The sequence below is a fragment of the Nocardia rosealba genome (genome assembly GCF_020216065.1).
In the GTDB taxonomy this organism is placed as follows: domain Bacteria; phylum Actinomycetota; class Actinomycetes; order Mycobacteriales; family Mycobacteriaceae; genus Nocardia; species Nocardia rosealba.
This window is the reverse complement of sequence record NZ_JAIWNA010000001.1, coordinates 79,637-103,044: the sequence shown is the minus strand read 5'-3', so window position 1 is coordinate 103,044 and position 23,408 is coordinate 79,637. Positions and strand designations below refer to the sequence as shown.

24 protein-coding genes are annotated in these 23,408 nt (G+C 69.1%); 10 read left to right on the top strand and 14 right to left on the bottom strand.

Annotated features, from left to right (window positions below; genetic code table 11):
* The first annotated feature begins 53 nt into the window (after positions 1–53).
* Together LDL21_RS00410 and LDL21_RS00405 are read left to right on the top strand one after the other, a co-directional pair.
* On the top strand, positions 54–194 hold the full coding sequence (locus tag LDL21_RS00410; protein ID WP_166655701.1) for a CG2302 family histidine operon protein: 141 nt from the start codon (positions 54–56) through the stop codon (positions 192–194).
* Positions 195–247: 53 nt separating this feature from the next.
* Positions 248–583, top strand: a complete 336-nt coding sequence (locus LDL21_RS00405) for a hypothetical protein (RefSeq protein WP_067978939.1) — start codon at positions 248–250, stop codon at positions 581–583.
* Here the strand turns inward: LDL21_RS00405 and LDL21_RS00400 are convergent.
* The 6 genes from LDL21_RS00400 to thiO form a co-directional block, all read right to left on the bottom strand.
* Positions 569–1,351 carry an adenylate/guanylate cyclase domain-containing protein gene (locus tag LDL21_RS00400; RefSeq protein WP_225279186.1) on the bottom strand — a complete coding sequence of 261 codons (783 nt, stop codon included), beginning with the start codon at positions 1,349–1,351 and terminating at the stop codon, positions 569–571. The genes LDL21_RS00405 and LDL21_RS00400 overlap by 15 nt on opposite strands.
* 390 nt (positions 1,352–1,741) lie before the next feature.
* The gene (locus tag LDL21_RS00395) at positions 1,742–2,509 is read right to left on the bottom strand and encodes an ABC-2 transporter permease family protein (protein ID WP_225278336.1); all 768 of its coding nucleotides are present in this window, start codon (positions 2,507–2,509) and stop codon (positions 1,742–1,744) included.
* Positions 2,509–3,441, bottom strand: coding sequence for an ABC transporter ATP-binding protein (locus LDL21_RS00390; RefSeq protein WP_225278335.1), 933 nt, complete (start codon positions 3,439–3,441; stop codon positions 2,509–2,511). The genes LDL21_RS00395 and LDL21_RS00390 overlap by 1 nt, the downstream gene beginning before the upstream one ends.
* Positions 3,442–3,524: 83 nt before the next feature.
* The gene (locus LDL21_RS00385) at positions 3,525–4,229 is read right to left on the bottom strand and encodes a thiazole synthase (protein ID WP_255674298.1); all 705 of its coding nucleotides are present in this window, start codon (positions 4,227–4,229) and stop codon (positions 3,525–3,527) included.
* Positions 4,230–4,278: 49 nt separating this feature from the next.
* On the bottom strand, positions 4,279–4,488 hold the full coding sequence (gene thiS, locus LDL21_RS00380; protein ID WP_067484462.1) for a sulfur carrier protein ThiS: 210 nt from the start codon (positions 4,486–4,488) through the stop codon (positions 4,279–4,281).
* Complete coding sequence (thiO, locus tag LDL21_RS00375) at positions 4,485–5,567, bottom strand: glycine oxidase ThiO (protein ID WP_225278333.1); 1,083 nt, start codon at positions 5,565–5,567, stop codon at positions 4,485–4,487. Before thiO ends, thiS begins: the two co-directional genes overlap by 4 nt.
* 410 nt (positions 5,568–5,977) lie before the next feature.
* Between thiO and thiE the strand changes: the two genes are divergently transcribed.
* The gene (thiE, locus tag LDL21_RS00370; protein ID WP_225278332.1) at positions 5,978–6,676 is read left to right on the top strand and encodes a thiamine phosphate synthase; all 699 of its coding nucleotides are present in this window, start codon (positions 5,978–5,980) and stop codon (positions 6,674–6,676) included.
* A gap of 57 nt (positions 6,677–6,733) precedes the next feature.
* Here thiE and LDL21_RS00365 read toward each other — a convergent pair whose 3' ends face one another.
* Positions 6,734–7,366, bottom strand: a complete 633-nt coding sequence (locus tag LDL21_RS00365; RefSeq protein ID WP_225278331.1) for an NUDIX domain-containing protein — start codon at positions 7,364–7,366, stop codon at positions 6,734–6,736.
* A 126-nt stretch (positions 7,367–7,492) separates the two neighbouring features.
* Between LDL21_RS00365 and LDL21_RS00360 the strand changes: the two genes are divergently transcribed.
* The 3 genes from LDL21_RS00360 (at position 7,493) to LDL21_RS00350 (ending at position 13,202) form a co-directional block, all read left to right on the top strand.
* Positions 7,493–8,953: a GlnX family signal transduction membrane protein gene (locus tag LDL21_RS00360; protein WP_225278330.1), complete on the top strand. Its 1,461-nt coding sequence runs from the start codon at positions 7,493–7,495 to the stop codon at positions 8,951–8,953.
* Positions 8,950–9,906, top strand: coding sequence for a glutamate ABC transporter substrate-binding protein (locus LDL21_RS00355; RefSeq protein WP_225278329.1), 957 nt, complete (start codon positions 8,950–8,952; stop codon positions 9,904–9,906). Before LDL21_RS00360 ends, LDL21_RS00355 begins: the two co-directional genes overlap by 4 nt.
* A gap of 851 nt (positions 9,907–10,757) precedes the next feature.
* On the top strand, positions 10,758–13,202 hold the full coding sequence (locus LDL21_RS00350; RefSeq protein WP_372462144.1) for a serine/threonine-protein kinase: 2,445 nt from the start codon (positions 10,758–10,760) through the stop codon (positions 13,200–13,202).
* A gap of 96 nt (positions 13,203–13,298) precedes the next feature.
* Here LDL21_RS00350 and LDL21_RS00345 read toward each other — a convergent pair whose 3' ends face one another.
* Complete coding sequence (locus tag LDL21_RS00345; RefSeq protein WP_225278327.1) at positions 13,299–14,492, bottom strand: acetate kinase; 1,194 nt, start codon at positions 14,490–14,492, stop codon at positions 13,299–13,301.
* Positions 14,489–16,567: a phosphate acetyltransferase gene (gene pta, locus LDL21_RS00340; RefSeq protein ID WP_181701218.1), complete on the bottom strand. Its 2,079-nt coding sequence runs from the start codon at positions 16,565–16,567 to the stop codon at positions 14,489–14,491. The genes LDL21_RS00345 and pta overlap by 4 nt, the downstream gene beginning before the upstream one ends.
* A gap of 73 nt (positions 16,568–16,640) precedes the next feature.
* On the opposite strand from pta, the gene LDL21_RS00335 reads away from it, so the two are divergent.
* Entirely contained in the window at positions 16,641–17,147 is a 507-nt protein-coding gene (locus tag LDL21_RS00335; RefSeq protein WP_225278326.1) for a nitroreductase family deazaflavin-dependent oxidoreductase, read from the top strand.
* A 90-nt stretch (positions 17,148–17,237) separates the two neighbouring features.
* On the opposite strand, the gene fgd is transcribed toward LDL21_RS00335, so the two are convergent.
* Positions 17,238–18,248 (bottom strand): glucose-6-phosphate dehydrogenase (coenzyme-F420), encoded by a 1,011-nt coding sequence (fgd, locus tag LDL21_RS00330; RefSeq protein WP_225278325.1) that lies wholly within the window; start codon positions 18,246–18,248, stop codon positions 17,238–17,240.
* Between the two features lie 160 nt (positions 18,249–18,408).
* Between fgd and LDL21_RS00325 the strand changes: the two genes are divergently transcribed.
* A complete protein-coding gene (locus LDL21_RS00325) occupies positions 18,409–19,170 on the top strand; it encodes an HAD-IIA family hydrolase (RefSeq protein WP_220139769.1) in 762 nt (253 codons plus the stop codon).
* A 3-nt stretch (positions 19,171–19,173) separates the two neighbouring features.
* Here LDL21_RS00325 and LDL21_RS00320 read toward each other — a convergent pair whose 3' ends face one another.
* Positions 19,174–19,632, bottom strand: coding sequence for a MarR family winged helix-turn-helix transcriptional regulator (locus LDL21_RS00320; RefSeq protein ID WP_225278324.1), 459 nt, complete (start codon positions 19,630–19,632; stop codon positions 19,174–19,176).
* Positions 19,629–20,264: a DJ-1/PfpI family protein gene (locus LDL21_RS00315; RefSeq protein ID WP_225278323.1), complete on the bottom strand. Its 636-nt coding sequence runs from the start codon at positions 20,262–20,264 to the stop codon at positions 19,629–19,631. The genes LDL21_RS00320 and LDL21_RS00315 overlap by 4 nt, the downstream gene beginning before the upstream one ends.
* 115 nt (positions 20,265–20,379) lie before the next feature.
* Between LDL21_RS00315 and LDL21_RS00310 the strand changes: the two genes are divergently transcribed.
* On the top strand, positions 20,380–20,613 hold the full coding sequence (locus LDL21_RS00310) for an NfeD C-terminal domain-containing protein (RefSeq protein ID WP_067642061.1): 234 nt from the start codon (positions 20,380–20,382) through the stop codon (positions 20,611–20,613).
* Positions 20,614–20,630: 17 nt separating this feature from the next.
* Positions 20,631–21,728, top strand: coding sequence for an SPFH domain-containing protein (locus tag LDL21_RS00305; RefSeq protein ID WP_225278322.1), 1,098 nt, complete (start codon positions 20,631–20,633; stop codon positions 21,726–21,728).
* Between the two features lie 44 nt (positions 21,729–21,772).
* Here LDL21_RS00305 and LDL21_RS00300 read toward each other — a convergent pair whose 3' ends face one another.
* Positions 21,773–22,981, bottom strand: a complete 1,209-nt coding sequence (locus LDL21_RS00300) for an O-succinylhomoserine sulfhydrylase (protein WP_067484412.1) — start codon at positions 22,979–22,981, stop codon at positions 21,773–21,775.
* A gap of 10 nt (positions 22,982–22,991) precedes the next feature.
* The gene (locus LDL21_RS00295; RefSeq protein ID WP_067642064.1) at positions 22,992–23,408 is read right to left on the bottom strand and encodes a rhodanese-like domain-containing protein; all 417 of its coding nucleotides are present in this window, start codon (positions 23,406–23,408) and stop codon (positions 22,992–22,994) included.

The window sequence follows — 23,408 nt, the reverse complement described above, 5'->3', positions numbered from 1 at the left end:
GCAAGCATGCGTGCTTGTTAACTGCGGGCAATTCACCAGGCAAGATGGAGAACATGTCTGCGGTCCTGCTCTTCGCCCTCGCCGGTTTCCTGCTCGGCGGCGCCTACACCACCTGGAAGAACAATCGCGCGATGTCGATCGCCCTGATCGCCGCGGCCGCCCTCGCCGCCGCAGGCGCTTTCCTCTGGCTCTGACCGCCAAGGGTTTCGCAAGCCCCGGGTAAGGCGCGCACTGTTGGCTTGCACCCATGTTCACCTGGTACGTCGGACTGCTCGCGGTCAGCGGCTTCGCGATGATCGCGATGGCAAACGTCAACAACGGTCAGAGCGAGCTGTCGCGCGGCCTCAACGCCGTGTTCGGCGTCGTCTATCTCGGCTACGCCGGCTATCTGATGTTCGTGTTCGAGGGCGGCAGCTATCTGATCTTCTTCCAGGCCTTCATCCTGCCCGTGCTGCTGGCCGTCGACTTCGCGCGGCGAACGGACTGGCAGGCGCTGACCACCAGGCCGACTCCGACTCAGCAGGCGTTCCGGGCCTACTGGAAGGAACAGGATCGGCTGGCCAAGCGGTCAGGCCGGGGTTAGCTTGAAGATCTTCACGTCCTCGGGGACACCGTTGAGGGGGGCCGCCCAGAAGTTGCGGCGGTAGAGCTTGGCGGTGACGCCCAGGTCCGGGAGGGTTTCCGGGCGCAGGGCGGCCATGGTCGTGCTGGAGATCATGGTGTTGCCGTTGCCGCCCGCCTCCATCATGCGGGCGGCGATGTTCACGTCGACGCCGAGCCAGTCGCCACCGATCTCACGCGGGGAACCGGTGTGCAGACCGACGCGCATACGCGGTTTGTAGCCCTGTACCTCCACGTCCGCGAGGTTGCGGCGGGCCGCGAGGGCGGCGCGCACCGCGCGGTCGGGTGAGGAGAACACGGCCATCAGGCCGTCGCCCATGCGTTTGACCACCTGGCCGCCACGCTCGGCGATCGGCGGTTCGATGGCCTTGGCCACCTTGCGCAACAGGTCGAGGGTGCGTTCGTCGCCCGCCGCGAGCGCCCAGCTGGAGAAGCCGACCAGGTCGGTGAACACGATCGTCACCTCTTCGGTGCCCCGGCCACGCCCGACGCGCTCGAGGGCGGCCTGCCACACCTGCAGCGCGCCGAAACCGATCTCGCGTGCCGCCGTCGGCGCACCACCGGCGATCCGGTCGGCCACCCGCGCCACCGCCCGCGCCCCACCCGGCCCCGACACCGACAGCGGATCGCCGAACGACGGGTCGCCCGGCAGCTGCTGACGGGCCTTGCGCAACGCGCCGATCACATCGGCACGACGGTTGGCGGCCTGCAGTTTCGACGAGATCTGCACGCGACGACGACCGTTGCGGGCACCGGACTCCTCGGAGTCGGCATCGACGGTCGGCTCCAACGGGATGAACACCTCGGCGTCAGCGTCACGCTGTCGCGGATCCGGCGCGCCAGAAGGCGTTTCACTCACGGCCTGAGCCTACAGTCCCTCCACCCCGGAATTTAAGGCCAGACTTGGGTGCGGGGTGAATTGCGTCGGCGGCCAGACGGTGTCGGGGGTCGAGGTAGTCCGTGCCCGGTGAGTTACCCATGTGCTTGCGAGATATGTGGGGATACGCGAAACCCCCGGCGTCCGGGCAGCGGACGCCGGGGGTTTCCGGGTACGACCTCCCGACAAGGTCGGCCCCACGCGGCCCGGGCTTGTTGCGAGGGCAGCCCGGGCAGGACCAGGTCAGGCGTCGCGGCGGTTCACTACCACCAGGGCGCCGGCGAAGACGATGACGCAGAACGCGGCGAAGTACGCCAGGCTGCCCCATACTCCCCAGTGCCAGTCGCCCGAGACTTCCTCGACCGACAGGAAGCGGTTCACGTTGGCGAAGGGCAGGAACGGGTTGACCGCGCGGCCGAAGCTGCCGAACGCGCCGAGCAGGCTCTCGATGAGCAGCGGCCACAGCACGATGAGCGAGATGGCGGCCGCGGACTGGCGAACCAGCACACCCACACCGACCGCGAGCAGCACGCTCAGGAAGGCGTAGATCGGGATGCCGTAGATGGCGCGCCAGTTGCCGTCGAGCACCAGCATCGGGGCATCGTCACCGACGATCGCCTTGGCAACCACGAAGGCTGCCAGCGCGAGCACGCCGGTCAGCACCGCCGCGTACACACCGACCAGGCCGGCCTTGGACACGATCACCTTCGACCGGTTGGGCACCGCGAGGAAGCTCGTCCGGATCACTCCGAAGCGGTATTCGCTGGTCACCGTGAGCGCGGCCATGATCATCAGCACCATCACGCCGAAGCCCGTCACGCCCGACGTCGCCAGACTCGGGGTGAGCATCGGCGGCCCCTCGCCCGGCTCGGTCGCCTGGGAGGTGTCGACACTGGTGATGACGGCCATCAGGGCCGCGAGGCCGATGCCGAGGAGCACCACCACCGCCGAGCACCACCACGGCGAACGGGTGGAGGTGAGTTTGATTCGTTCCGCAGCGAGCACGCCCATCAGAGCGCACCTCCCATCACCTGATCGATTCCCCCGCCGTGGTATTCCACGGCGCCGCCGGTCATCCGCATGAACGCCTCCTCGAGGGAGGCCTGCTGCGGTGCCAGCTCGTAGAGCGTGACGCTGTTGGTTCCCGCGACCTTGCCGACCTCGTCGCTGGTCACCCCGGTGACGACCAGCGCGGCGTCGCCGTCTTCGCGCACGGTCATGCCGTGCGAGGTGAGCAGGCTGCGCAGCTGGTCGAGCTGCGGACTCCGCACGCGCACCGACTGTTCGGACGCGCGGTCGATGAAGTCCTTGGTGGTAGTGTCGGCGATGAGTTTGCCGCGACCGATGACGATCAGATGGTCGGCGGTCTGCGCCATCTCCGAAAGCAGGTGGCTCGAGACCAGCACCGTGCGGCCCTCGGCGGCGAGACGCTGCATGAACCGGCGGATCCACAGGATGCCCTCGGGGTCGAGACCGTTGACCGGCTCGTCGAACAGCAGCACCTTCGGATCACCCAGCAACGCGCCGGCAAGGCCGAGCCGCTGTGACATGCCGAGCGAGAAGCCGCCGGCGTTCTTACCCGCCACCTCGGACAGGCCGACCAGCCGCAGCACCTCCTCGACCCGGTCCTTGGGCAGGTCGTTGGACGCGGCGAGCCATTGCAGATGCGCGCGCGCCGACCGGTTGGGATGCACCCATTTGGCGTCGAGCAGCGCACCCACCTGGGTGAGTGGCCGCTCGAGCTCCTGGTACAGCTTGCCGCCGATCAACGCGGTGCCCGCGGTGGGTTTGTCCAACCCGAGGATCATCCGCATCGTCGTCGATTTACCCGCACCGTTGGGTCCCAGGAACCCGGTCACCTGTCCAGGCTGGACGGTGAACGAGAGATCCTGGACCGCGACGGTCTGGCCGAATTTCTTGGTCAGGCCCCTCAGCTCGATCATGCGTCCAGCATGCCCCAGCAAACCCGGCGCGCGCGTCGCCTGGAAGTCGCGAGTCGGGTCATCCTCGAGGATGACCCGAACCCTTAGCGGGCTGGGGAAGAAGCCTGAGCCCAGAAACGCTTCGGGATGCGGCCCGCCTGCCGGGCGAGGTAGCCGCCGCGCACGGCCGCGGCCATCGCCGACGCCATCAGCTCGGGTTCGCGGGCCCGGGTGACGGCGGTGGCGAGCAGGACGGCCGAGCAGCCGAGTTCCATGGCGAGCGCGGCATCGCTGGCCGTGCCGATGCCCGCGTCGAGAATCACCGGCACGCCCGCGCCCGCCACGATCATCTCGATGTTGTGCGGGTTGCCGATGCCGAGACCGGTGCCGATCGGTGAGCCGAGCGGCATCACGGCGGCGCAACCGGCGTCTTCGAGGCGGCGGGCCAGGGTGGGGTCGTCGGTGGTGTAGGGCAGGACGACGAAACCGTCGTCGACCAGCTTCTCGGCGGCGTCGAGCAGTTCGAACGGGTCCGGTAGCAGCGTGCGTTCGTCGGCGACGACCTCGAGCTTCACCCAGTTCGTCTCCAGCGCCTCGCGCGCGAGCTGGGCGGTGAGCACGGCCTCGGCGGCGGTGCGGCAGCCCGCCGTGTTCGGCAGCAGGGTGATGTTCAGGCGTTTCAGCAGGTCGAGCACGCCGGTGCCGCCGACGGCGTCCACGCGGCGCATGGCGACCGTGGTGAGTTCGGTCCCCGAGGCGATCAGGGCCTGCTCGAGCACGGCGAGGTTCTCGGCGCCGCCGGTGCCCATGATGAGCCGCGAACCGAACTCCTTGTCCGCGATCCGCAATGGTGCGAGGTCAGCCACCCTGCACCGCCGTGAGCACCTCGATGGTCCAGCCGCGGCCGACCGGTTCGTCCCAGCGCGACTTCGGGAACACCGCGCCGTCGACCGCCAATGCCACACCCTGACAGGGCAATTCGAGACGGGTGAGCAGTTCGCGGACGCTGAGCGGCTCGGCGAACTCGTGGTCGGCACCGTTGACGGTGACGCCGATCGGGATGGTCATCGGGTTCCTCCTCGAGACAGCACGGATGCTGGAAAACGTTGCGGTGCGGCCAGTTCGGCGACCGGCGTGGTGACACCGTCGAGCAGACCGGGGACCAGGGCCGCGGTGAGCGCGAGGGTGAGCATGCCGTTGCGGCCGTGTCCGGTGGCCGCGAGTACCCGGTCGTCGAGTGGGCCGAGCAGCGGCAGGTTGTCGGGGGTGGCGGGGCGGGAACCGGCGGCGGCCTCGGCGAGCTCGTATTCGCCGATGCCGGGCAGGATGGCTTCGGCGTCGGCGATCAGGTCGCGGACCCCGCCGACGGTGACCGTCGTGTCGAGCCCGGCCTCGTATTGTGTTGCGCCGAGGACGATTCCGTCCGCCCTTGGCACCAGGTAGACCGGTCTGCCGTGCACTCGCGCACGGATCACCCGGGTCGGCGGTGGGCTCACGCCCGGCCTGCGGCGCAACCGCAGGATCTCCCCCTTCACCGGGCGCACCGGCAGGCCGGGCCACAGCTCGGCGGACCGTGCACCCGCGGCGAGGACGATCCGGTCGTGCGGTAGATCCTCCAGTGCGGCAACGGATTCCGCGCGGATCTCGACGCCCGAAGCGGCACAGGCGGCGTGCAATGCGCGCAGGACGCGGCGATTGTCGACGGCCGGTTCCGTCCTGGCGTGCAGGCCCGCGCGGACGGTGCGGGCCAGCGCCGGTTCCAGCGCGCGGACTCCGGCGCGATCGAGCACAGGAAGATCGTGACCGAAACCGGCGAGCCAATCGGCGACGGTGTGCAGGTCCTGGGCGTCGGCGGCGTCGAGGGCGACGGTGAGCGTTTCATCGGCGACGAAGACGGACTCGCCAGTGATCGCGCGCAACTGCTCGGCGAAGGACGGCCAGGCGGCCAGGGCAGCGGCGCCGAACTCCAGCACGCGGTCTTCACCGGGCCAGCCCTCCGACAGCGGTGCGAGCATGCCGCCCGCGACGAAGGACGCACCGGTTCCGGGGGCCGGGTCGAACACGGTGACGGTCCAGCCCGCCTCGGCGGCCCGCCATGCGACGGCGAGTCCGACGGCACCGCCGCCGACAACCGCCAATGTCCGCATCACCGATCCTCCGTAACTCTTGCGGCTGGCGCCGCAGGTCCCCGACTTGTCGCCGGGGCGTACGCGGCTTATGCCGCAGGTTCCCGACCTGTTGCCGGGGTGTACACGGCTTACGCCGCACGTCCCCGACCTGTTGCCGGGGCGTACGCGGCTTGTGCCGCAGGTCCCGGACATGTCGCCGGGGCATACGGCTTATGCCGCAGGTTTCTGACCTGCTGCGGGTATCCGCGGCAGGCGCCGCCCGTCGCACCCTCCGGTCAGTCCGGATCACGGCGGCCGCGAAACCAGCCGACCGCTGGTCGAACATCGATCGGGTTCGGCGGTCGGCTCGGCGGGGTCGCCGCGAGTCCGCCGACTTTTCCGGGTTTCGACGTTCGCGGTTCCACGGTAGCGCGACTACCGTCGTCACTGTGCAGCCCTCCCATCCGAACCGTTCCGTCCCGCCGAGGGAACGCCTCTCCTCGGCCCTGCTGTATCTGTGCACCGACGCGCGCCGGGAGAAGGGCGATCTGGCCAGATTCGTCGATGCCGCGCTGGCCGGTGGTGTCGACATCGTGCAGTTGCGTGACAAAGGGTCGCCGGGCGAGGCCGAGTTCGGGCCGCTCGAGGCGAAGGCCGAACTCGGTGCGCTCGCCGAGATCAAGGCGGCCACCCGGCGGCACGGCGCGCTGCTCGCGGTGAACGACCGGGCCGATATCGCCCTCGCCGCCGGCGCCGACGTGCTCCACCTGGGCCAAGGTGATCTCCCGCCCGCCTACGCGCGCCGCATCCTCGGCCCCGATGTGGTGATCGGCCGGTCCACCCACAACCGCAACCAGGCCGGCCTGGCCGCGATCGACGGCCACCTCGACTACTTCTGCACCGGCCCCATCTGGACCACCCCCACCAAACCGGGCCGCCAAGCCGCGGGCGTAGACCTGATCCGCACCACCGCCGACTCCCACCCGACGCTCCCCTGGTTCGCGATCGGCGGCGTCGACACCGAGCGCCTCCCGGAGGTCCTCGAAGCCGGAGCCCGGCGCGTGGTCGTCGTCCGCGCGATCACCGAGGCCGCCGACCCCGAAGCCGCCGCCCATGAACTCAAATCGGCCCTCCTCGCCGCCTCCTGAACCTGAACGCTTGATCGCTATTGCCCGCCGAAGGGAATTGGCGGGCATCGGTGAGGTTCAGGACAGGAGGTCGGCTCGGGTGACGGTGGGGCCGGTGGTCGGGTTGTCGAGGAGGATTTCGGCGCCGGGGCCGGTGACCGTGGTGTGCAGCCAGTAGAAGCCGTGGCCGGACAGGTCGACCGTGCGGGGCAGGGCGGGGGCGAGGTCGGGGGTGACATCGACGACGCGCAGGGGGACTGCGCGCAGGCCGACCCAGGCGGCGGCGAAACCGGGGTGCAGGGGGAGGGCGGTGACGTCGTCTTCGGGGACCCAGGCCAGTTCGGTGCTCTCCTGGTTGGGGACCGTCGGCAGCGTGCTCGCCGCGTCGGCGACGACAGTCGTGTAGGTCCAGCCGCTGGGTGCGGTCATGGTGAGGCGTTCGGCGCGCACGCGCACGGCGTCGGCGCTGATCCCGGCCTCTTCCTCGGCTTCGCGGACCGCCGCGTGCCGGGCGGTCTCGTGGGAATCGCGGGCCCCACCGGGTAGCGCCCACGTGCCGCCCTGATGACTCCACGCGGCCCGATGCTGCAACAGCACCGCCGACCCACCACCGGGCAGCGGCGCGCGCAGCAGCAGGCCCGCCGCACCGAACTTGCCCCAGTGCCGGACACCACCCGGGCTGTCCGCCCACCCGTCTCCGTCACCGCGCATCCAATACCCTCTCCCTAGCAGCCGTGCAGCAACCGCCACGGGGGTGTCTGAGGGGCTGCGGCACCGGTACGACCACAATAAACTCCGCACCAGGACGGGTGCGCGGACAGGACGGGGAGGTGAACGATGGTCGAACCGGGAAACCGCGAGGCGGCGACCGAGGTCGCGGCTGTCCGTACCGGCCCGTCACCGCAGGTGGAAGCGGGTGCCGGCCCGCAAACCGCGACTCGGCGGATGCCCTTGCGCAGACCGGTCCTCGTCGCCGATCGACCGCCCGCACCCGATGTGAAAGCCCTGCGCGCGCAGTTCCAGCCCGCCCGCTTGCGAGGGTTCGCGCGGTCGACGCCGGGCCGATTGCTCGCCGCCGGACTGGTGCTGATGCTGCTCTGCGTAGCCGCGGGCATGGTGACTTCGACGACCGTGAGCGAGCGCAAGCAAGCTTTGGGCGTCCTGCTCGACGACACCGAACCCGACGCGCATTCGGCCAACCACCTCTACACCTCGCTCTCGATCGCCGACGCCGCCGCGGGCCGCGCCTTCATCGCGGGCGGTGTCGAACCCGAGGAGGTGCGCGACCGCTATACCCAGGCCATCGGTGAAGCGGCCGCCGAGCTGGTCACCCAGGCCGGTCACATCTCCGCCGAGGAGGCGGCCGACCCCGCTGGCACCGACCGGCGCCTGCGCACGGGCATCGCGACCGGCCTGCCCGTGTATACCGGGCTGATCGAGACCGCGCGGGCCAACAATCGCAACGGCTTCCCGGTGGGCGCGGCGTATCTGAGCGAGGCCTCGCACCAGATGCAGACCATGCTGCTGCCGATGGCCGAGGAGCTCGAAGACCACCGCTTCGACGCGGTGACCGCCGCCCAGCACCGGCACGTGCAGCCGCCGTGGGTCGCGATCGGGCTGCTCGTGCTCACGCTCGCCGCGCTCGTCTACGTGCAGGTGGAGCTGGCGCGCCGGTCACGGCGGGTTTTCAATATGGGCCTGTTGATCGGTACCGCGATGGTGGCGCTCACTCTGCTGTGGACAGTCGCGGGCGGGTCGGTGTCGGCGGTGGCGATGATCCGCTGCCGCGACGAGGGCGCGGTGCCCGCCGCCCGGCTGGCCGAGAGCCGGATCCTGGTGCAGCAGGCCAGGGCCGCCGAAATGGTGAAGCTGGTGCGCCGCGACGCCACCGGCGACTACGACCGCACCTTCGACGCCAATGCCGCCCGGCTCGCCGAACTCCTCGACGGTTACCCGTCCGGCGCACCGGCCGCCGACGAGGTGACCGACGCGCGCGCCGCGCTGACCCGCTGGCAGTCGGCGCATCAGCGGATGAACGACACCCTCCAGCGTGGTGATTTCGTCGGCGCCGCCGCCGTGGCGACCGGCCCGAGCGCCGCCGATTCGGCCGCCCAGGTCGACGCGCTGGAACGCGCTCTCGACGACGCCCGAACGGCCACGCGGGATCGGTTGCGGGACAAGGTGTCCCAGGCCATCGATGTGCTGTCGTTCCTGGCTCCCGGCGCCCTGGTGCTCGGCATCGCCGCCGCCGTCTGTGTGGCGCTCGGGCTCTGGCCTCGGCTGCGGGAGTACCGGTGAGGCGGGGGCGCGCCGTCGCGGCGCTGCTGCTGGTCGCGCTGCTCGGCGGCTGTTCCGACAACAGCACACCGGCACCCGACGAACACACTGTGTATTCCGAACCGCCCCTGCCCGCCAAGGCGATTCCCATCGGCACCGACACCCCGCTGCCGCCGCGCACCGGCGAGCAGTGCGGCGATCCGACCGCGAGCCTGCGTCCGAGCACCGCCGACGGGCCGACGATCGCGGCCATCCGCGCGCGCGGCAGGCTGGTCGTCGGGCTGGACGCGGGCAGCAATCTGTTCAGCTTCCGCGACCCGGTGACCGGGCGCATCGTCGGCTTCGACGCCGATATCGCCCGCGAGATCGCCCGCGACCTGCTCGGCAATCCGGATCTGATCGAATACCGCAGTCTCGCTTCGGAAGAGCGGGAGAAGGCGCTGCAGGAGCACACCGTCGACCTGGTGGCCAAGACGATGACGATCACCTGCGAACGGCGGGAGCGGGTGGCGTTCTCGACGGTGTACCTGCGCGCCGATCAGCGGGTGCTCGCGATGAAGAACTCCGGGATCGGTGGTCTCGCGGATCTGGCGGGCAAGCGGGTGTGCGTGGTGCGCGGAACCACCTCGCTGGACCACATCCGCCGCGATCAGCCCGCCGCGACCATCCTCACGGTCCCGACCTGGGCGGACTGCCTCGTCGTCCTGCAGCAACGCCAGGTCGACGCGGTGAGTACCGACGACGCCATCCTCGCCGGTCTCGCCGCCCAGGACCCCTACACCGAGGTGCTCGGTGCCAGCATCAGCGCCGAGCCCTACGGCATCGGTATCCCCAAGGGCGACGACGACCTGGTCCGCTTCGTCAACGCCACCCTCGACCGCATCCGCACCGACGGCACCTGGACCCGCATCCACCGCCGCTGGCTGTCCACGCTCGGCGAAGCGACGCCACCCGCCCCGAAGTACCAGGACTGATCGCGATGAGTACAACGCCACCGAAAGGCGCACCGGGCCAAGGCGACCCGGACGATCAGTCACACGCCGACGACGCGGCGCCCGAATTCGCCCCACGCCCCGAACCCACCAGCCTCACCCAACGCCCGAAACCCGGCACGCTCCCCGGCGGCTGGACTCTGCCACCCTCCGCTGAGGACGACGAAACCAAACCCCTCCCGAAACTCCCCCTCGGACAACCCCGTCCGAGCCCCACCGGCACGACCCCACGTCCGCACGCAGCCGCACCCCAGGCGAGTCCGAACATGGCAGCCGACCCGCTTCGCGAGACGCCGGGAGCTGTTGTCGCACAGCCTGCTTCAAAGCGTGCGGGTTCCGAAGCAACGCCACCCCACCGGCCGACCCCGGAATCGGCAGCGACCGAGTTGAGTCATCGGCCTGTCGAGCGGAAGCCGTCCGAAACTCAGGCCACCCCTGGGCCTGCGGAGCCGGAATGGCCGGCCACGCAGGCAACTACACGCCGCGAGCCCGCATCGAACAGCCCCGCCGAGCACCCGACAGTCGACGAACCTCCCGCGCCTCAGGCGTCGACAAGGCCGCCCATGGACGACCTTTCGGATACGCAGGCCGCACAGCGAACGGACCAGTTCAGCGCCGCCGAGCTGGGAGCCTATGCGGCCACCCAGGCGGCGGCACGCACTCCGATTCCCACGGAGTCTGCGGCGGCTGGAGAGGCTGCGGAACGCGCTGCCGAGCCCGGGGCTGCGGCTGCCGGGCCAGGGACTGCGGCGGCAACGCGGGCGGCCGAACGCACTGCACCGACTGCCGGGTCAGGGCCTGCGGCGGCAACCCGGGCGGCCGAACGTACTGTCCTGCCTGCCGAGTCCGGGGCTGCGGCTGCCACCCAGGCGGCCGAACGTACTACACCGCCTGCCGAGTCCGGGGCTGCGGCGGCCACCCAGGCGGCCGAACGTACTACACCGCCTGCCGAGTCCGGGGCTGCGGCAGCTACGCAAGCGGCCGAACGTACTACCGCGGTTGCCCAGTCGGGGGCTGCGGCGGCTACGCAGGCGGCGGAGCGTACTGCCGCGCCTGCGGAAACGGGGGCTGCGGCTGCCACTCAGGCGGCGGAGCGTGCTGCTGTGCCTGCGGAAACGGAGTCCGGGGCGACGGTGCGGTCGGGGCGGAGTGTGCGGACGGCGCGGTCGCGGCCGACGCGGCGGTTGGGGGCCGGGCTGGTGCCGATTCCGACCGTGACGCCCGCTGATCCACGGGATGCGGTGCTCACCGATCCGGTGGTGTCGGAGGGGCGGCGGTTCTGCTGGCGGTGCGGGGATCCGGTGGGGCGGTCCACGCCTGCACGGGCCGCGTCGAGCAGTGGCGAATGCCAGACCTGTGGTGCCGCTTATGATTTCCGGCCGTCCTTGCACGAAGGCGACATGGTGGCCGGGCAGTACGAGATCCAGGGTTGTCTCGCGCACGGCGGGCTCGGCTGGATCTACCTGGCGATCGACCGCAATGTCAGCGACCGGTGGGTGGTGCTCAAGGGCTTGCTGCACGCGGGTGACGCCGAAGCGCAGGCCGTGGCGGTGGCCGAACGGCAGTTCCTGGCCGAGGTGGCGCATCCGAGCATCGTCAAGATCCACAACTTCGTCGAACACACTGCCGGTGACGGGTCGAGTATCGGCTACATCGTCATGGAGTACGTGGGCGGAAAGTCGTTGCGCGACATCCTCGATGCCCGCCCGCACGGTGAACGGATGCCGGTGGCCGAGGCCATCGCCTACGTGCTCGAGGTCCTGCCCGCGCTCGAACACCTGCATTCGATCGGGCTCACCTACAACGATCTCAAGCCCGACAATGTGATGGTCACCGAGGACCAGGTGAAACTGATCGACCTCGGCGCCGTGGCTACCATCGACGCCTACGGAAACCTTTACGGCACCAAGGGTTTCCAAGCGCCCGAGATCGCCAGGACCGGACCCACACCCGCCTCCGACGTGTATACTGTCGGCCGCACGCTCGCCGCCCTCACCCTGCACCTGCCGAGCGAGCACGGCCGCTATCTCGACGGGCTACCCGAGCCCGCGGCCGAACCCGTGCTCGCCCGCTACGAGTTCTTCCACCGTTTCCTGCTCACCGCGACCGATCGCGATCCGGACCGGCGCTTCCCTTCGGCGCGGGCGATGTCGGCGCAGCTGGCCGGGGTATTGCGCGAGATCCTCGCCCAGGACACCGACACCGAACATCCCCAGCTGTCCACAGTGTTCAGTCCACAGCGCACCAGTTTCGGCACCGAGGAGCTCATCAGCCAGACCGATGCCTATCTCGACGGCGTGGGCCGCTCCCCGCTGATGGACTCGGGCGAAGTGGTCGCGGCGCTGCCGATTCCGCTGATCGACCCCGCCGACCCGGCCGCTCCCCTGCTGGCCGCCACCGCCAATCCCGAACCCGAGCGCGTCCTGGAAGCCCTGCACGACGCCCGCGAACGGGCCGAGGCCGATCCCGACAACGCACCGGAAACCCTCGCCGGTGAACTCCTCTTCGCCGAGGCCCGCGCACGACTCGAGCTCGGCGAATCGGCCGCCGTGCTGCATTTGCTCGAGCGGGTGCCGAACGATTCCGATTGGCGTGCGGACTGGTTCGCCGGTCAGGCGCATCTGCTGGAACTCGACTACGAGGCGGCGTTCGATTCGTTCGAGGCGGTCCTTCGCGTGCTCCCCGGCGAGATCGCCCCCAAGCTGGCACTGGCCGCGACGGCGGAACTCATTCTGCAGCACTGGGATTCCCCCGAACCCGAGCAGTGGCGAGCCTTCGCGGAACGCTATTACGACACCGTATGGCGCACCGACCGCGCCGTGGTGAGCGCCGCCTTCGGCCTGGCCAGGCAGTTGGCCGTGGCGGGCCGGGTCGGTGAAGCCGTGCACGCCCTCGACGACGTTCCGGCCGCGTCGCGCCACTTCACCACCGCCCAGACAACGGCGATCCTGTTGCTGCTCACCAGCGCTCCCGTCGCCGACCTGGACGAGCAGGTGCTGCGCCTGGCCGCCTCCCGCGCCCAGTCCGTGCCGCCCGGTGAACACCGCGCCACCCTCATGCGCACCCTGGTGCAGGGCACCGCCCTGGCCTGGCTGCAGGCAGGCAATTCACCGAAACGCAAGGACGCCAAGCTCTTCGGTCGCCCCTTCGACGAACGCGACCTGCGCGATGGCACCGAAACCGGCCTGCGCGCCCTGGCCCGCAACGCCGCTGACCGCACCCACCGCTACGCGCTGATCGACCTGGCCAACTCGCTACGCGCCAAAACCTGGTTCTGAGACATCGGCACATAGCGTCTCGACGCTCCGTCGGTGCGCCCCCGGTCGGTCCAGATCAAGGCGGCCGAGAAACCGAGCCCTGTGGGTGCTAGTTCCTCAGCTTGTCAGCTGGTGGGCGGCCCGGGCGATGGCGAGTTCCTCGTTGGTGGGGACCACCAGAACCTCGACCGGGGAGAATTCCGGCGAGATGCGGCGGACTCCTGGCGTCCGGGTTTCGTTGCGGCCCGGATCGACCTCGATACCCAGGCCCGACAGCCCAGCGAGGGCGTCCGCGCGCACGTTCGCGGCGTTCTCGCCGACACCCGCGGTGAAGACGACGACATCCACCGAGCCGAGCTCCACCAGGTACGCGCCCAGGTAGCGGCGCAGGCGGTGGATGTAGACGTCGTAGGCCAGTTTCGCTGCGGCGTCTCCCTTGTCGACCAGCTCGCCCAGCTCCCGGAAATCGTTGACCCCCGACAACCCCTTGAGCCCGGAATCGCGGTTGAGCAGGTGCTCCACCTGCGCGAGATCCAAATCGGCCACGCGCACCAGATGCGGCACGATGCCGGGATCGAGGTCGCCGGGCCGCGTACCCATCACCAGGCCCTCGAGCGGGGTCATACCCATGGTCGTGTCCACTGCGACGCCGCCCCGGATGGCCGACGCGGACGCACCGTTGCCCAGGTGGAAGACGATCTGGTTCAACTCGGTGTAGTCACGTCCGAGGAACTCGGCGGCCTTCTCCGACACGTACTGATGCGAGGTGCCGTGGAACCCGTACTTGCGAATACCGTGCGCGGCAGCGACTTTCGCGTCGACAGCGTAGGTCTTGGCGGCATCGGGCAGCCCGTGGAAGAAAGCGGTGTCGAACACGGCGACCTGCGGGATGCCGGGCAGCAACTCCCGCGTCGACTCGATACCGACGGCATTGGCCGGATTGTGCAGCGGCGCGAGCTCGGACAGGTCCCGGATGGTGGTGAGCACGTCGTCGGTGACGATCGTCGGCTCCCAGAACACCTCGCCGCCGTGCACCACCCGGTGCCCGACCGCCCCGACGCCGACGGTGGTCAGGTCGATTCCCGTCTCCCGGAACATCTCGAAGGCCTGCCGCAGCCCGTCACGATGATCGGCGATCCGCCCGTCGTGCACCAGTTTTCGCCCACCGCACTCGTGCACGATGCGCCCACTGTGCGCCTCACCGATCTTCTCGGCCAGCCCGGAGGCGACCACCTCACCCGAATCCGCGTGCAGCAGCTGGTATTTGATCGACGACGACCCGGAGTTCAGCACCAGGACCAGGTCACTCACTTCGCGTCTCCCTGCGCTTGGATGGCGGTGATCGCCACGGTATTGACGATGTCGGCCACCAGGGCGCCGCGTGACAGATCGTTGACCGGCTTGCGCAGACCCTGCAACACCGGCCCGATGGCGACGGCACCGGCGCTGCGCTGCACCGCCTTGTAGGTGTTGTTGCCGGTATTGAGGTCGGGGAAGACGAAAACCGTTGCCTTGCCCGCGACATCGGAGTCGGGCATCTTCGCGCTCGCGACGGCGGGCTCGATCGCCGCGTCGTACTGGATGGGCCCCTCGACCGGCAGCTCCGGGGCGCGCTCACGCACGAATTCGGTTGCGGCACGGACCTTGTCGACGTCGGCACCGGTCCCCGACGCACCCGTCGAGTACGACAGCATCGCCACCCGTGGCTCGATCCCGAACCGGGCCGCCGTCGCCGCCGAGGACACCGCGATGTCGGCCAGCTGCTCGGAGGTGGGGTCGGGCACGACGGCGCAGTCGCCGTAGGCGAGCACCCGGTCGGCCAGACACATCAGGAACACGCTCGACACCGTGGAGACGCCCGGGGTGGTCTTGATGATCTCGAACGAGGGCCGAATGGTGTGCGCCGTGGTGTGCGCGGCGCCGGAGACCATCCCGTCGGCGATGCCCTTGTAGACCATCATGGTGCCGAAATACGAGATGTCGGCCATGGTTTCGCGGGCCCGCTCCAGCGTCATGCCCTTGTGCTTGCGCAATTCGGTGTACTCGGCGGCGAATTCGTCGAGGTAGCCGGAGGTGCGCGGGTCGAGTACCTGCGCTGCGGCGATGTCGACGCCGAGTTCGGCGGCGCGGGAACGCACGGCGGCCTCGTCGCCGAGGATCGTCAGGTCGGCGATCTTGCGCTGCAGCACCCGCCCCGCGGCGCGCAGGATGCGGTCGTCGTCGCCTTCGGGCAGCACGATGCGTTTGCGGTCGGAGCGGGCACGCTCGATCAGGCGGTACTCGAACATCTGCGGAGTGACCACCGTCGAGGACGGCACCTGGATGCGTTCGAGCAGGGCCGACGCGTCGACGCGCTGTTCCATCAGCGCGAGCGCGGTGTCGACCTTGAGCGGGCTGCCCGCCCACATGCGGCCACGGGTGCGGTGTACCGCGCTGGCGGTGTCGTAGGTGCCGAGTTCGGTGGTGAGGATCGGCAGCTTGGGCTGCAGACCCTCCATCAGCCGTGCGATGGCCGGATGCGGGCGGATGCCGCCGTTCATGATGACCCCGGCCAGCGACGGAAAGCCCGCCGCCTCATGGGCATTCATCACACCGAGCAGCACGTCGGAGCGGTCGCCGGGGGCGATCACCACCACGCCGTCGGAGAGCCGTTCGAGGATGTGCTCGGCCGTCATGCCGCCGACCATGATGCGCAGCGCCTCGCGCTGCAGTAACTCCGGGTCGCCGCTGTAGATTTCGCCGTCGATGGCCTCGCACAGTTCGCCCATGGTGGGCGCCATCAGCAGCGGTACCTCCGGCAGGCCCCAGGACGGCACGTCGAAATCGGCCAGGGCGGCGCAGATCTCGTCCATCCCGTCGGGAGCGCAGCGGTTGGCGATCACCGCGACCAGTTGCGCGTGCTCGCCGGCGAGTTCGCTCTCACAGAGTTCGACGAGCTGCTTCACCTCGGCGGGTGTGCGTTCGGCACCGCGCACCACGAGCAGCACCGGGGCGCCGAGGTTCACGGCGATGCGGGCGTTGTAGCGCAGCTCGCTCGGGCTGGCCACATCGGTGTAGTCGCTGCCGACGATCACCACCGCGTCGCAGGCCTTGGCCACATCGTGGAACCGCATCACGATCTCGCTGATGGCGGCGTCGGGATCACGGTGCACGTCCTCGTAGCTCACGCCGACGGCCTGCTCGTAACTGATGTCGGCGGTGCTGTGCTCGAGCAGCAACTCGAGGATGTAGTCGGGTGCGGTGGCCGAGCGGGTGATCGGCCGGAACACGCCGACCCGCGCTGTCGTGGCGCACAACATCTGCAGGACACCGAGGGCGACCGTTGACTTTCCGGTGTCGCCCTCGGGCGAGGCGATGTACACGGTGGACGGCGCTGGTTCGACCATGCCCGCGAGCTTAGTTAATCGACGGCGATCCGGGGGTTCGGTGTGGCGCGATCCTCGCGGTTATAGTCCGGCCATGACACCGCAGTTCCCGGATCGACTCTGGGGTTCACGCACGAACCTGCTGTCGCGCGCCGCCAACCGTTTCGCCGCGACCAAGCCCGGTTCCCTGCTGATCCGCACCCTGACCCCGCTCGACCGGGCCGTGCTCGAACGCACCGACGCCAAGTACACCGTGCTCGGCCCGATCGGCGCCCCCGTGATCCTGCTGACCACCATCGGCCGCAAATCCGGACAACCACGCACCCAGCCGCTGCTCTACGTCCACGACGGCGACACCCTCTACGTGGTGGGCTCCAACTTCGGCCAGGCCAAGCACCCCGCCTGGACCGTCAACCTCCTCGCGAACCCCGAAGCCACCGTCGCCATCGCGGGCGAACGCATCCAGGTGACCGCCACCCTCGTCCCCGACGCGGACAAAGAGGCGATCTTCGCCCGCTTCGTCGAGATCACCGGCGCCTACGCCGCCTACCGCGACCGCACCACCCGCGACCTGCGCATCTTCGCCCTCCGCCGCGCCTGACCCGGACGCACGATCACCACCCTCTGGTGGCGGCATCGACCGAGATGCCGAACGCCAGCAGAGCGTGGTGATCAACTGTCCAGCGGGAGCTCAGCCCAGGGCGCGCAGGCGGGGAGCCAGGTCGCGTTCGAAGAGGTCGAGGAAGCGGAGCTGGTCGTGGCCGGGGGCGTGGAAGACCAGGTGGTTGAGGCCCGCGTCGAGGTAGGGCTTGATCTGGGCGACGGCCTCGTCGGGGTCGCTGGCGACGATCCAGCGCTTGGCGACCTGTTCGATGGGCAGCGCGTCGGCGGCGGCTTCCATTTCGATCGGGTCGGTGATGTCGTGCTTCTGCTGGGGAGTCAGCGACAGCGGCGCCCAGAAACGCGTGTTCTCCAGGGCGAGTTCGGGATCGGTGTCGTAGGAGATCTTGATCTCGATCATCTTGTCGATCGCGGACAGGTCGCGCTCGGCCTTGGCCGCGCCCTCGGCTACGGCGGGCAGCAGCTTCTCGGTGTAGAGGTCCATGCCCTTGCCGGAGGTGCAGATGAAACCGTCACCCGCGCGACCCGCGTACCTGGCGACCACCGGGCCACCGGCCGCGATGTAGACGGGAATGCCGTCCTTGGGCACGTCGTAGATCGAGGCGCCGACGGTGTGGTAGTACTCGCCGTCGAAATCGACCCGGTCGCCGAGCCACAGTTCGCGCATCAGCCGCACAGCCTCACGCAGTCTGGCGAAACGCTCCTTGAAGTCGGGCCATTCGCCCTTGTACCCGGTGGCGATCTCGTTGAGCGCCTCGCCGGTGCCGACCCCGAGCATCACCCGGCCCGGGTACAGGCAGCCGAAAGTGGCGAAAGCCTGCGCGATCACCGCCGGGTTGTAGCGGAAGGTCGGGGTGAGCACCGAGGTGCCGAGCATGATGCGCTCGGTGCGCTCGCCCGCGGCCGCGAGCCAGGCCAGCGAGAACGGTGCATGGCCACCGTTGTGCCGCCACGGCTGGAAATGGTCGCTCACGGTGGCGCTGTCGAGGCCGTGCTGCTCGGCGGCCACCGCCAACTCGACCAGCTCTCGTGGTCCGAACTGCTCCGCCGACGCCTTGTACCCGAGCTTGAGATCGACCATTCCAGCCACTCCTGTTCCTCCGCTGACCGCTGCCTCCTCGACCCTAGCGCGCGGCCCGCGATCCGCACCGTCGCCGTTTCGTCTCCCACTGCGCCGGGTTTTAGCGGATGATTAGCTGGTGACCGCCAAGGATGACCAGATCTTGTCGTATCTGACCGATATGGACGGCGTGCTGGTGCACGAGGATCAGCTGATCCCCGGTGCCGACGAGTTCCTCGCCGAGCTGCGCGAGAACGAGATCCCGTTCCTCGTGCTGACCAACAATTCGATCCGGACCCCACGCGATCTACAGGCCCGGCTGCGCCACACCGGCCTCGACATCCCGGAGGAGTCGATCTGGACCTCGGCGCTGGCGACGGCGACCTTCCTCGACGACCAGCGCCCAAACGGGACCGCGTACGTGGTCGGCGAATCGGGGCTGACCACCGCGTTGCACGAGATCGGGTACGTCCTCACCGACAGCGACCCCGACTATGTGGTGCTCGGCGAGACCCGCACCTACTCCTTCGAGGCCATCACCACCGCGATCCGCCTGGTCGACCGCGGTGCGAAGTTCATCGCCACCAACCCCGACGCCACCGGTCCCTCCCGCGACGGCGTCCTGCCCGCCACGGGTTCGGTCGCCGCCCTGATCACCCGGGCCACCGGCAAGGACCCCTACTACGTCGGCAAACCGAACCCGCTGATGATGCGTTCGGCGCTGCGCCGTATCGGCGCGCACTCCCAGTCGACGGTGATGATCGGCGACCGGATGGACACCGATGTGATAGCGGGTCTCGAGGCGGGCATGCGGACGGTCCTGGTCACCTCGGGCATCTCGACCAAGTCCTCGGTCGAGAAGTACCCCTTCCGGCCGACGCTGGTCGTCGACTCGGTCGCCGACCTGCTCAATCGCACCCGGACGCCGTTCGTGGAGCTGTGACGGTCAGCCTGCGCTGACGTCACCCGCACCGATGGTGTCGAGCGCCGCCGACAACTTGGTGAGGGTCTCGACGGTCGCGGCGAACTCGGCCGGGCCGAGTGCGTCGGCCAGGCGGCGGGCCAGCACCTCGTGCTGTGGGTCGATGCGACGGATGGCCGCCTCGCCCGCCGCGGTGATCGCGACCAGTTTGGCCCGTTTGTGCGCCGGGTTCGGCCGGTATTCGCACAGCCCTTTGCCGACCAGGATGTCGGCCACCCGCTGCACGCTCTGCCGGGTGATGCCGATGGCGCGGGCGATCCCGGCGACCGGCAGTGGTTGATGTTCCACCGCCGCCATCACCTGCCACCAGGCCACCGAGATTCCGGCAGGCGCGGCCAATTCGTCACCGAGGGCGAGGAATTGACCGTTGAGCCGGTAGACGGTGAGCGCGGCCGCGTCGAGTAGCTGCTGTTGTTCGTTCAATCTGCTTGTCCGCCTGCGTTTTCGGCGATTGCGAAGTAGCCGGTGGGGTCTTTCTGCCCGAACAGCTGGTACCAGGCGTCGAGTACCTGCGGCTCGAAGAGATCGAGGCGGACGAAGATCTCGCGCGCGAACTCGAACGGGGACATCGCATCTGCGGTGATGAGGTCACCGTCGGTCACCGCCGATTCGTCGACATAGCGCTCGGCGCCGGAATAGCCGCTGGAGACAAGGTATTCGGCGGCGTTGCTGGTGTGCCGGCGGTCGTCGAGCAAGCCCTCCTTGGCGAGCCCGAGGGTGGCGCCGCAGATCGCCGCGACCGGTACGCCCGCCGCGAGGAATTCCCGCGCCTTGCGGGCGAAGGGAGCCAGGTCGTCGCCCGCGTCCCACAGGTCGGCGCCGGGCAGGATCAGCATCGCGCTGTCGGCGGGGTCGATGTCGGCCAGGGCCAGGTCGGGGGTCACCCGCATGCGTCCGGCGGTGGTGACGGGCGCGGTCGTGAGCCCGACCGTCGCCACCTCGAATCGCCCCGGCTCGCGATGCCAGGAGTCGTCGGCGATATTGACCGTCGCCGCGCCGACTTCCCAGTCCGAAAGAGTGTCGTACACGGCCACGTGAACTGTCTTCTTGGTCATGACAGCATCCTGTCATTATTGACAGGATGCTGTCAATAAGAATTTTGCAACCCGCTGCCAGGCGCCACTCCGTAGGCTGACGCACAACCGGTGCGAGACAAGGGAGTTGGCCACGATGACCGACCCGGTGCAGGGACTGACCGGCACCATCACCTCACCGATCCGCGCCGCGGGCGCCCTCGGCGAAGTACTCGTCGCCATTCGTGGCGGCACCGAGCTGTATCTCGCGCGCGCCGACGAACCGATCGAGGCGGGCGCGACCGTGCTCATCGTCGCGGTCAATCCGGGCAGGCTCGTCGACGTCGTGCCCTGGATACCTCTCACACCGCAACTGCCGCAAGACAACTGAAAGCAAGGGAGGCTCAGATGCTGGGCTATCACGTTCCTGATCCCGACGAGGCCATGCTGGTCAGCGGCGCCAAGGTCAAGGACAACGCGCCGTTCAAGGTGATCATCGGTCGCGGCACCTGGGTGATCCCGCTGTTCCGCAAGGTCAGCTACCTGTCGCTGGCCATGTTCGAATCCGAGATCCGCGAGCGCTGCGTCACCAAGCAGGCCATCCAGCTCGACGTGCGCGCGGTGATCGCGTTCAAGGTCGCCAACGACACCCAGTCGATCGTCAATGCGGCACAACGCTTCCTGTCCGAACAGGAGAAGGAGATGTCGGTGCTCACCGGCCGCATCTTCTCCGGTCACCTGCGCTCGATCGTCGGCTCGATGACCGTCGAGGAGATCATCCGCGAACGCCAGAAGCTGGCCGACGAGGTGCTGATCGCGTCCAAGGTGGAGATGAGCAATATCGGCCTGTGGGTCGACTCGTTCCAGATCCAGTCGATCGACGACGGCAACCTCGGCTACATCGAAGCCCTCGCCGCCCCGCACAACGCGGCCGTGCAGCGCGACGCCCAGATCGCCCAGGCCCAGGCCGCCCAGCGCGCCGCCGAGGCCGAACAGGAATCGCTGCGCCGCCGGGCAGAATACGAGCGCGAGACCTCGCTGCTCAAGGCGCAGTACCAGCGCGACATCGACAAGGCCAATGCCGAAGCGGCGCAGGCGGGTCCGCTCGCCGACGCGGTCGCCCGGCAGGAGGTCCTCACCGCGCAGGCGGAACAGGCACGCAAGAATGCCGAACTGCGCGAGCAGGAACTGCAGGCCGAAGTCGTGAAACCCGCACTCGCCGAGGCGGAACGGGTCCGTATCCTCGCCGAGGCCGAGGCCGACCGCACCCGCATCCAGGCCGAGGCCGCCGCCTCCAACAACCGCATCGCCCTCGACCAGCTGCTCATCGAGCAACTGCCCGAGATCGTCCGCCAGGCCTCCAACGGCCTCGCCAACGCCAACCTCACCGTCCTCAACGGACCCGACGGCGTGAGCGAACTGGTCAACGGCATGGTCGGCCAGGGGTTGACGGTCTTCAACTCGCTGCAGAAGGCCCTGTCCAACGGCGAGGTCGACAAGGCCTGAAACCGAAAACGGCCCGCCGGGAGTCCGGCGGGCCGTTCGGCGGATCAGCTGAGGGCGTGGTCGAGGTCGCCCAGGAGGTCTTCGATGTCTTCCAGGCCGACCGAGATGCGGACCACACCATCGGACAGGCCGATCGAGGCGCGGCCCTCCGGACCCATGGCCCGGTGGGTGGTGGTGGCCGGGTGGGTGATCATCGTCTTGGCATCGCCGAGGTTGTTGGAGATGTCGATGATGCGCAGACGGTTGAGCACCTCGAAGGCGCGCTTCTTGCCGTCGTCGCCGTGCAGGGCGAAGGTGACGACGGTGCCGCCGCCCGACATCTGCTCCTGCGCCAAGGCGTGTTGCGGATGTGACTGCAGGAACGGGTATTTCACCCATTCGACCGACTTGTTCGTCTCCAGGAATTCGGCGACCTTCAGCGCCGATTCGGTGGATTGACGCACGCGCAGCGGCATCGTCTCCAAGCCCTTGAGCAAGGTCCAGGCGTTGAAGGGGCTCAGAGCCGGACCGGTATGGCGCATAAGGGTTTTCACCGGACCATCGATGTAGTCCTTGGCGCCGAGGATGGCGCCGCCGAGTACGCGGCCCTGGCCATCGATGTGCTTGGTGCCGGAGTAGACGACCACATCGGCGCCGAGTTCGAACCCGCGCTGCAGCAGCGGGGTGGCGAAGACGTTGTCCAGCACCACTTTCGCGCCTGCGGCGTGGGCCAGTTCGGTGACCTTGCGCACGTCGACCAGGGTCTGCATCGGGTTGGCCGGGGTTTCGAAGAACACGGCCTGGGTGGGTACCGAGAGGGCCTGCTCCCACTGGTCGAGGTCGTCGCCGTCGACGAAGACGGTCTCGATGCCCCAGCGCGGCAGGATCTCGTTGCACACCACGAAGCAGGAGCCGAACAGGCTGCGCGCGGCGACGAGCCGGTCGCCCGCCTTCAGCAGCGCGCCCAGCGCGGTGAAGACCGCCGACATGCCCGAGGCGGTCGCGAACGCGGCCTCGGCGCCGTCGAGCAGGCGGATGCGCTCCTCGAACATGGCCACCGTCGGGTTGCCGAAGCGGGAGTAGACGAAGTGCTCGACATCGCCGGTGAACGCGGCCTCGGCGGCCTCGGCGTTCTCGTAGACGAAGCCGGAAGTCAGATACAGCGCCTCGGACGTCTCGTCGAATCCGGAACGGCGCAGGCCACCGCGCACGCCGAGGGTGGCGGGGCCGACCCCTTCCGGCAGCGGCTTGTCGAAGGAACCACCGGTGATCATGCGAGTCTCCTTATGCCTGGCGCCACGGCAGGCCGACGGCGCGCCAGCCGGTGCTGCCGCGCTGCCCGAACGCGTCGAGGCCGCCCTCGAAACCGTCGAGCACGTTGTAGGACGGGGTGATCCCCGCCGCGGTCGCCACCGTCGCCGCGTGCGCCGAGCGCTGACCCGAGCGACAGAGGAACACCACAGGGGCATCGGCCGGGCGGTCGGCGAGGACCTGTTCGAGCTGCTCACCGAAGCGCGGGTTGCGCGCGCCGGTGCCGTCGACCCATTCGATGAAGTGCGCGGGGCGCTCGATGGAGCTGGTGTCGGGGATGCCGATGTGGGCCCACTCGCCTTCGGTGCGCACGTCGACCAGCACCGCGTCGGGATGCTCGGTCAGAATCTCCCACGCCTTCTCAGGGGTGATGTCGCCGGCGTAACTCAT

Coding starts and splice junctions, on each gene's coding strand:
- LDL21_RS00410 (WP_166655701.1), top strand. CDS start 54: ATGTCTGCGGTCCTGCTCTTCGCCCTCGCCGGTTTCCTGCTCGGCGGC.
- LDL21_RS00405 (WP_067978939.1), top strand. CDS start 248: ATGTTCACCTGGTACGTCGGACTGCTCGCGGTCAGCGGCTTCGCGATG.
- LDL21_RS00395 (WP_225278336.1), bottom strand. CDS start 2,509: ATGGGCGTGCTCGCTGCGGAACGAATCAAACTCACCTCCACCCGTTCG.
- LDL21_RS00390 (WP_225278335.1), bottom strand. CDS start 3,441: ATGATCGAGCTGAGGGGCCTGACCAAGAAATTCGGCCAGACCGTCGCG.
- LDL21_RS00385 (WP_255674298.1), bottom strand. CDS start 4,229: ATGGGCACCGGCGGCGCCGAGAACCTCGCCGTGCTCGAGCAGGCCCTG.
- thiS (WP_067484462.1), bottom strand. CDS start 4,488: ATGACCATCCCGATCGGCGTCACCGTCAACGGTGCCGACCACGAGTTC.
- thiO (WP_225278333.1), bottom strand. CDS start 5,567: ATGCGGACATTGGCGGTTGTCGGCGGCGGTGCCGTCGGACTCGCCGTC.
- LDL21_RS00365 (WP_225278331.1), bottom strand. CDS start 7,366: ATGCGCGGTGACGGAGACGGGTGGGCGGACAGCCCGGGTGGTGTCCGG.
- LDL21_RS00360 (WP_225278330.1), top strand. CDS start 7,493: ATGGTCGAACCGGGAAACCGCGAGGCGGCGACCGAGGTCGCGGCTGTC.
- pta (WP_181701218.1), bottom strand. CDS start 16,567: ATGGTCGAACCAGCGCCGTCCACCGTGTACATCGCCTCGCCCGAGGGC.
- LDL21_RS00335 (WP_225278326.1), top strand. CDS start 16,641: ATGACACCGCAGTTCCCGGATCGACTCTGGGGTTCACGCACGAACCTG.
- fgd (WP_225278325.1), bottom strand. CDS start 18,248: ATGGTCGATCTCAAGCTCGGGTACAAGGCGTCGGCGGAGCAGTTCGGA.
- LDL21_RS00325 (WP_220139769.1), top strand. CDS start 18,409: ATGGACGGCGTGCTGGTGCACGAGGATCAGCTGATCCCCGGTGCCGAC.
- LDL21_RS00315 (WP_225278323.1), bottom strand. CDS start 20,264: ATGACCAAGAAGACAGTTCACGTGGCCGTGTACGACACTCTTTCGGAC.
- LDL21_RS00310 (WP_067642061.1), top strand. CDS start 20,380: ATGACCGACCCGGTGCAGGGACTGACCGGCACCATCACCTCACCGATC.
- LDL21_RS00305 (WP_225278322.1), top strand. CDS start 20,631: ATGCTGGGCTATCACGTTCCTGATCCCGACGAGGCCATGCTGGTCAGC.
- LDL21_RS00300 (WP_067484412.1), bottom strand. CDS start 22,981: ATGATCACCGGTGGTTCCTTCGACAAGCCGCTGCCGGAAGGGGTCGGC.
- LDL21_RS00295 (WP_067642064.1), bottom strand. CDS start 23,408: ATGAGTTACGCCGGCGACATCACCCCTGAGAAGGCGTGGGAGATTCTG.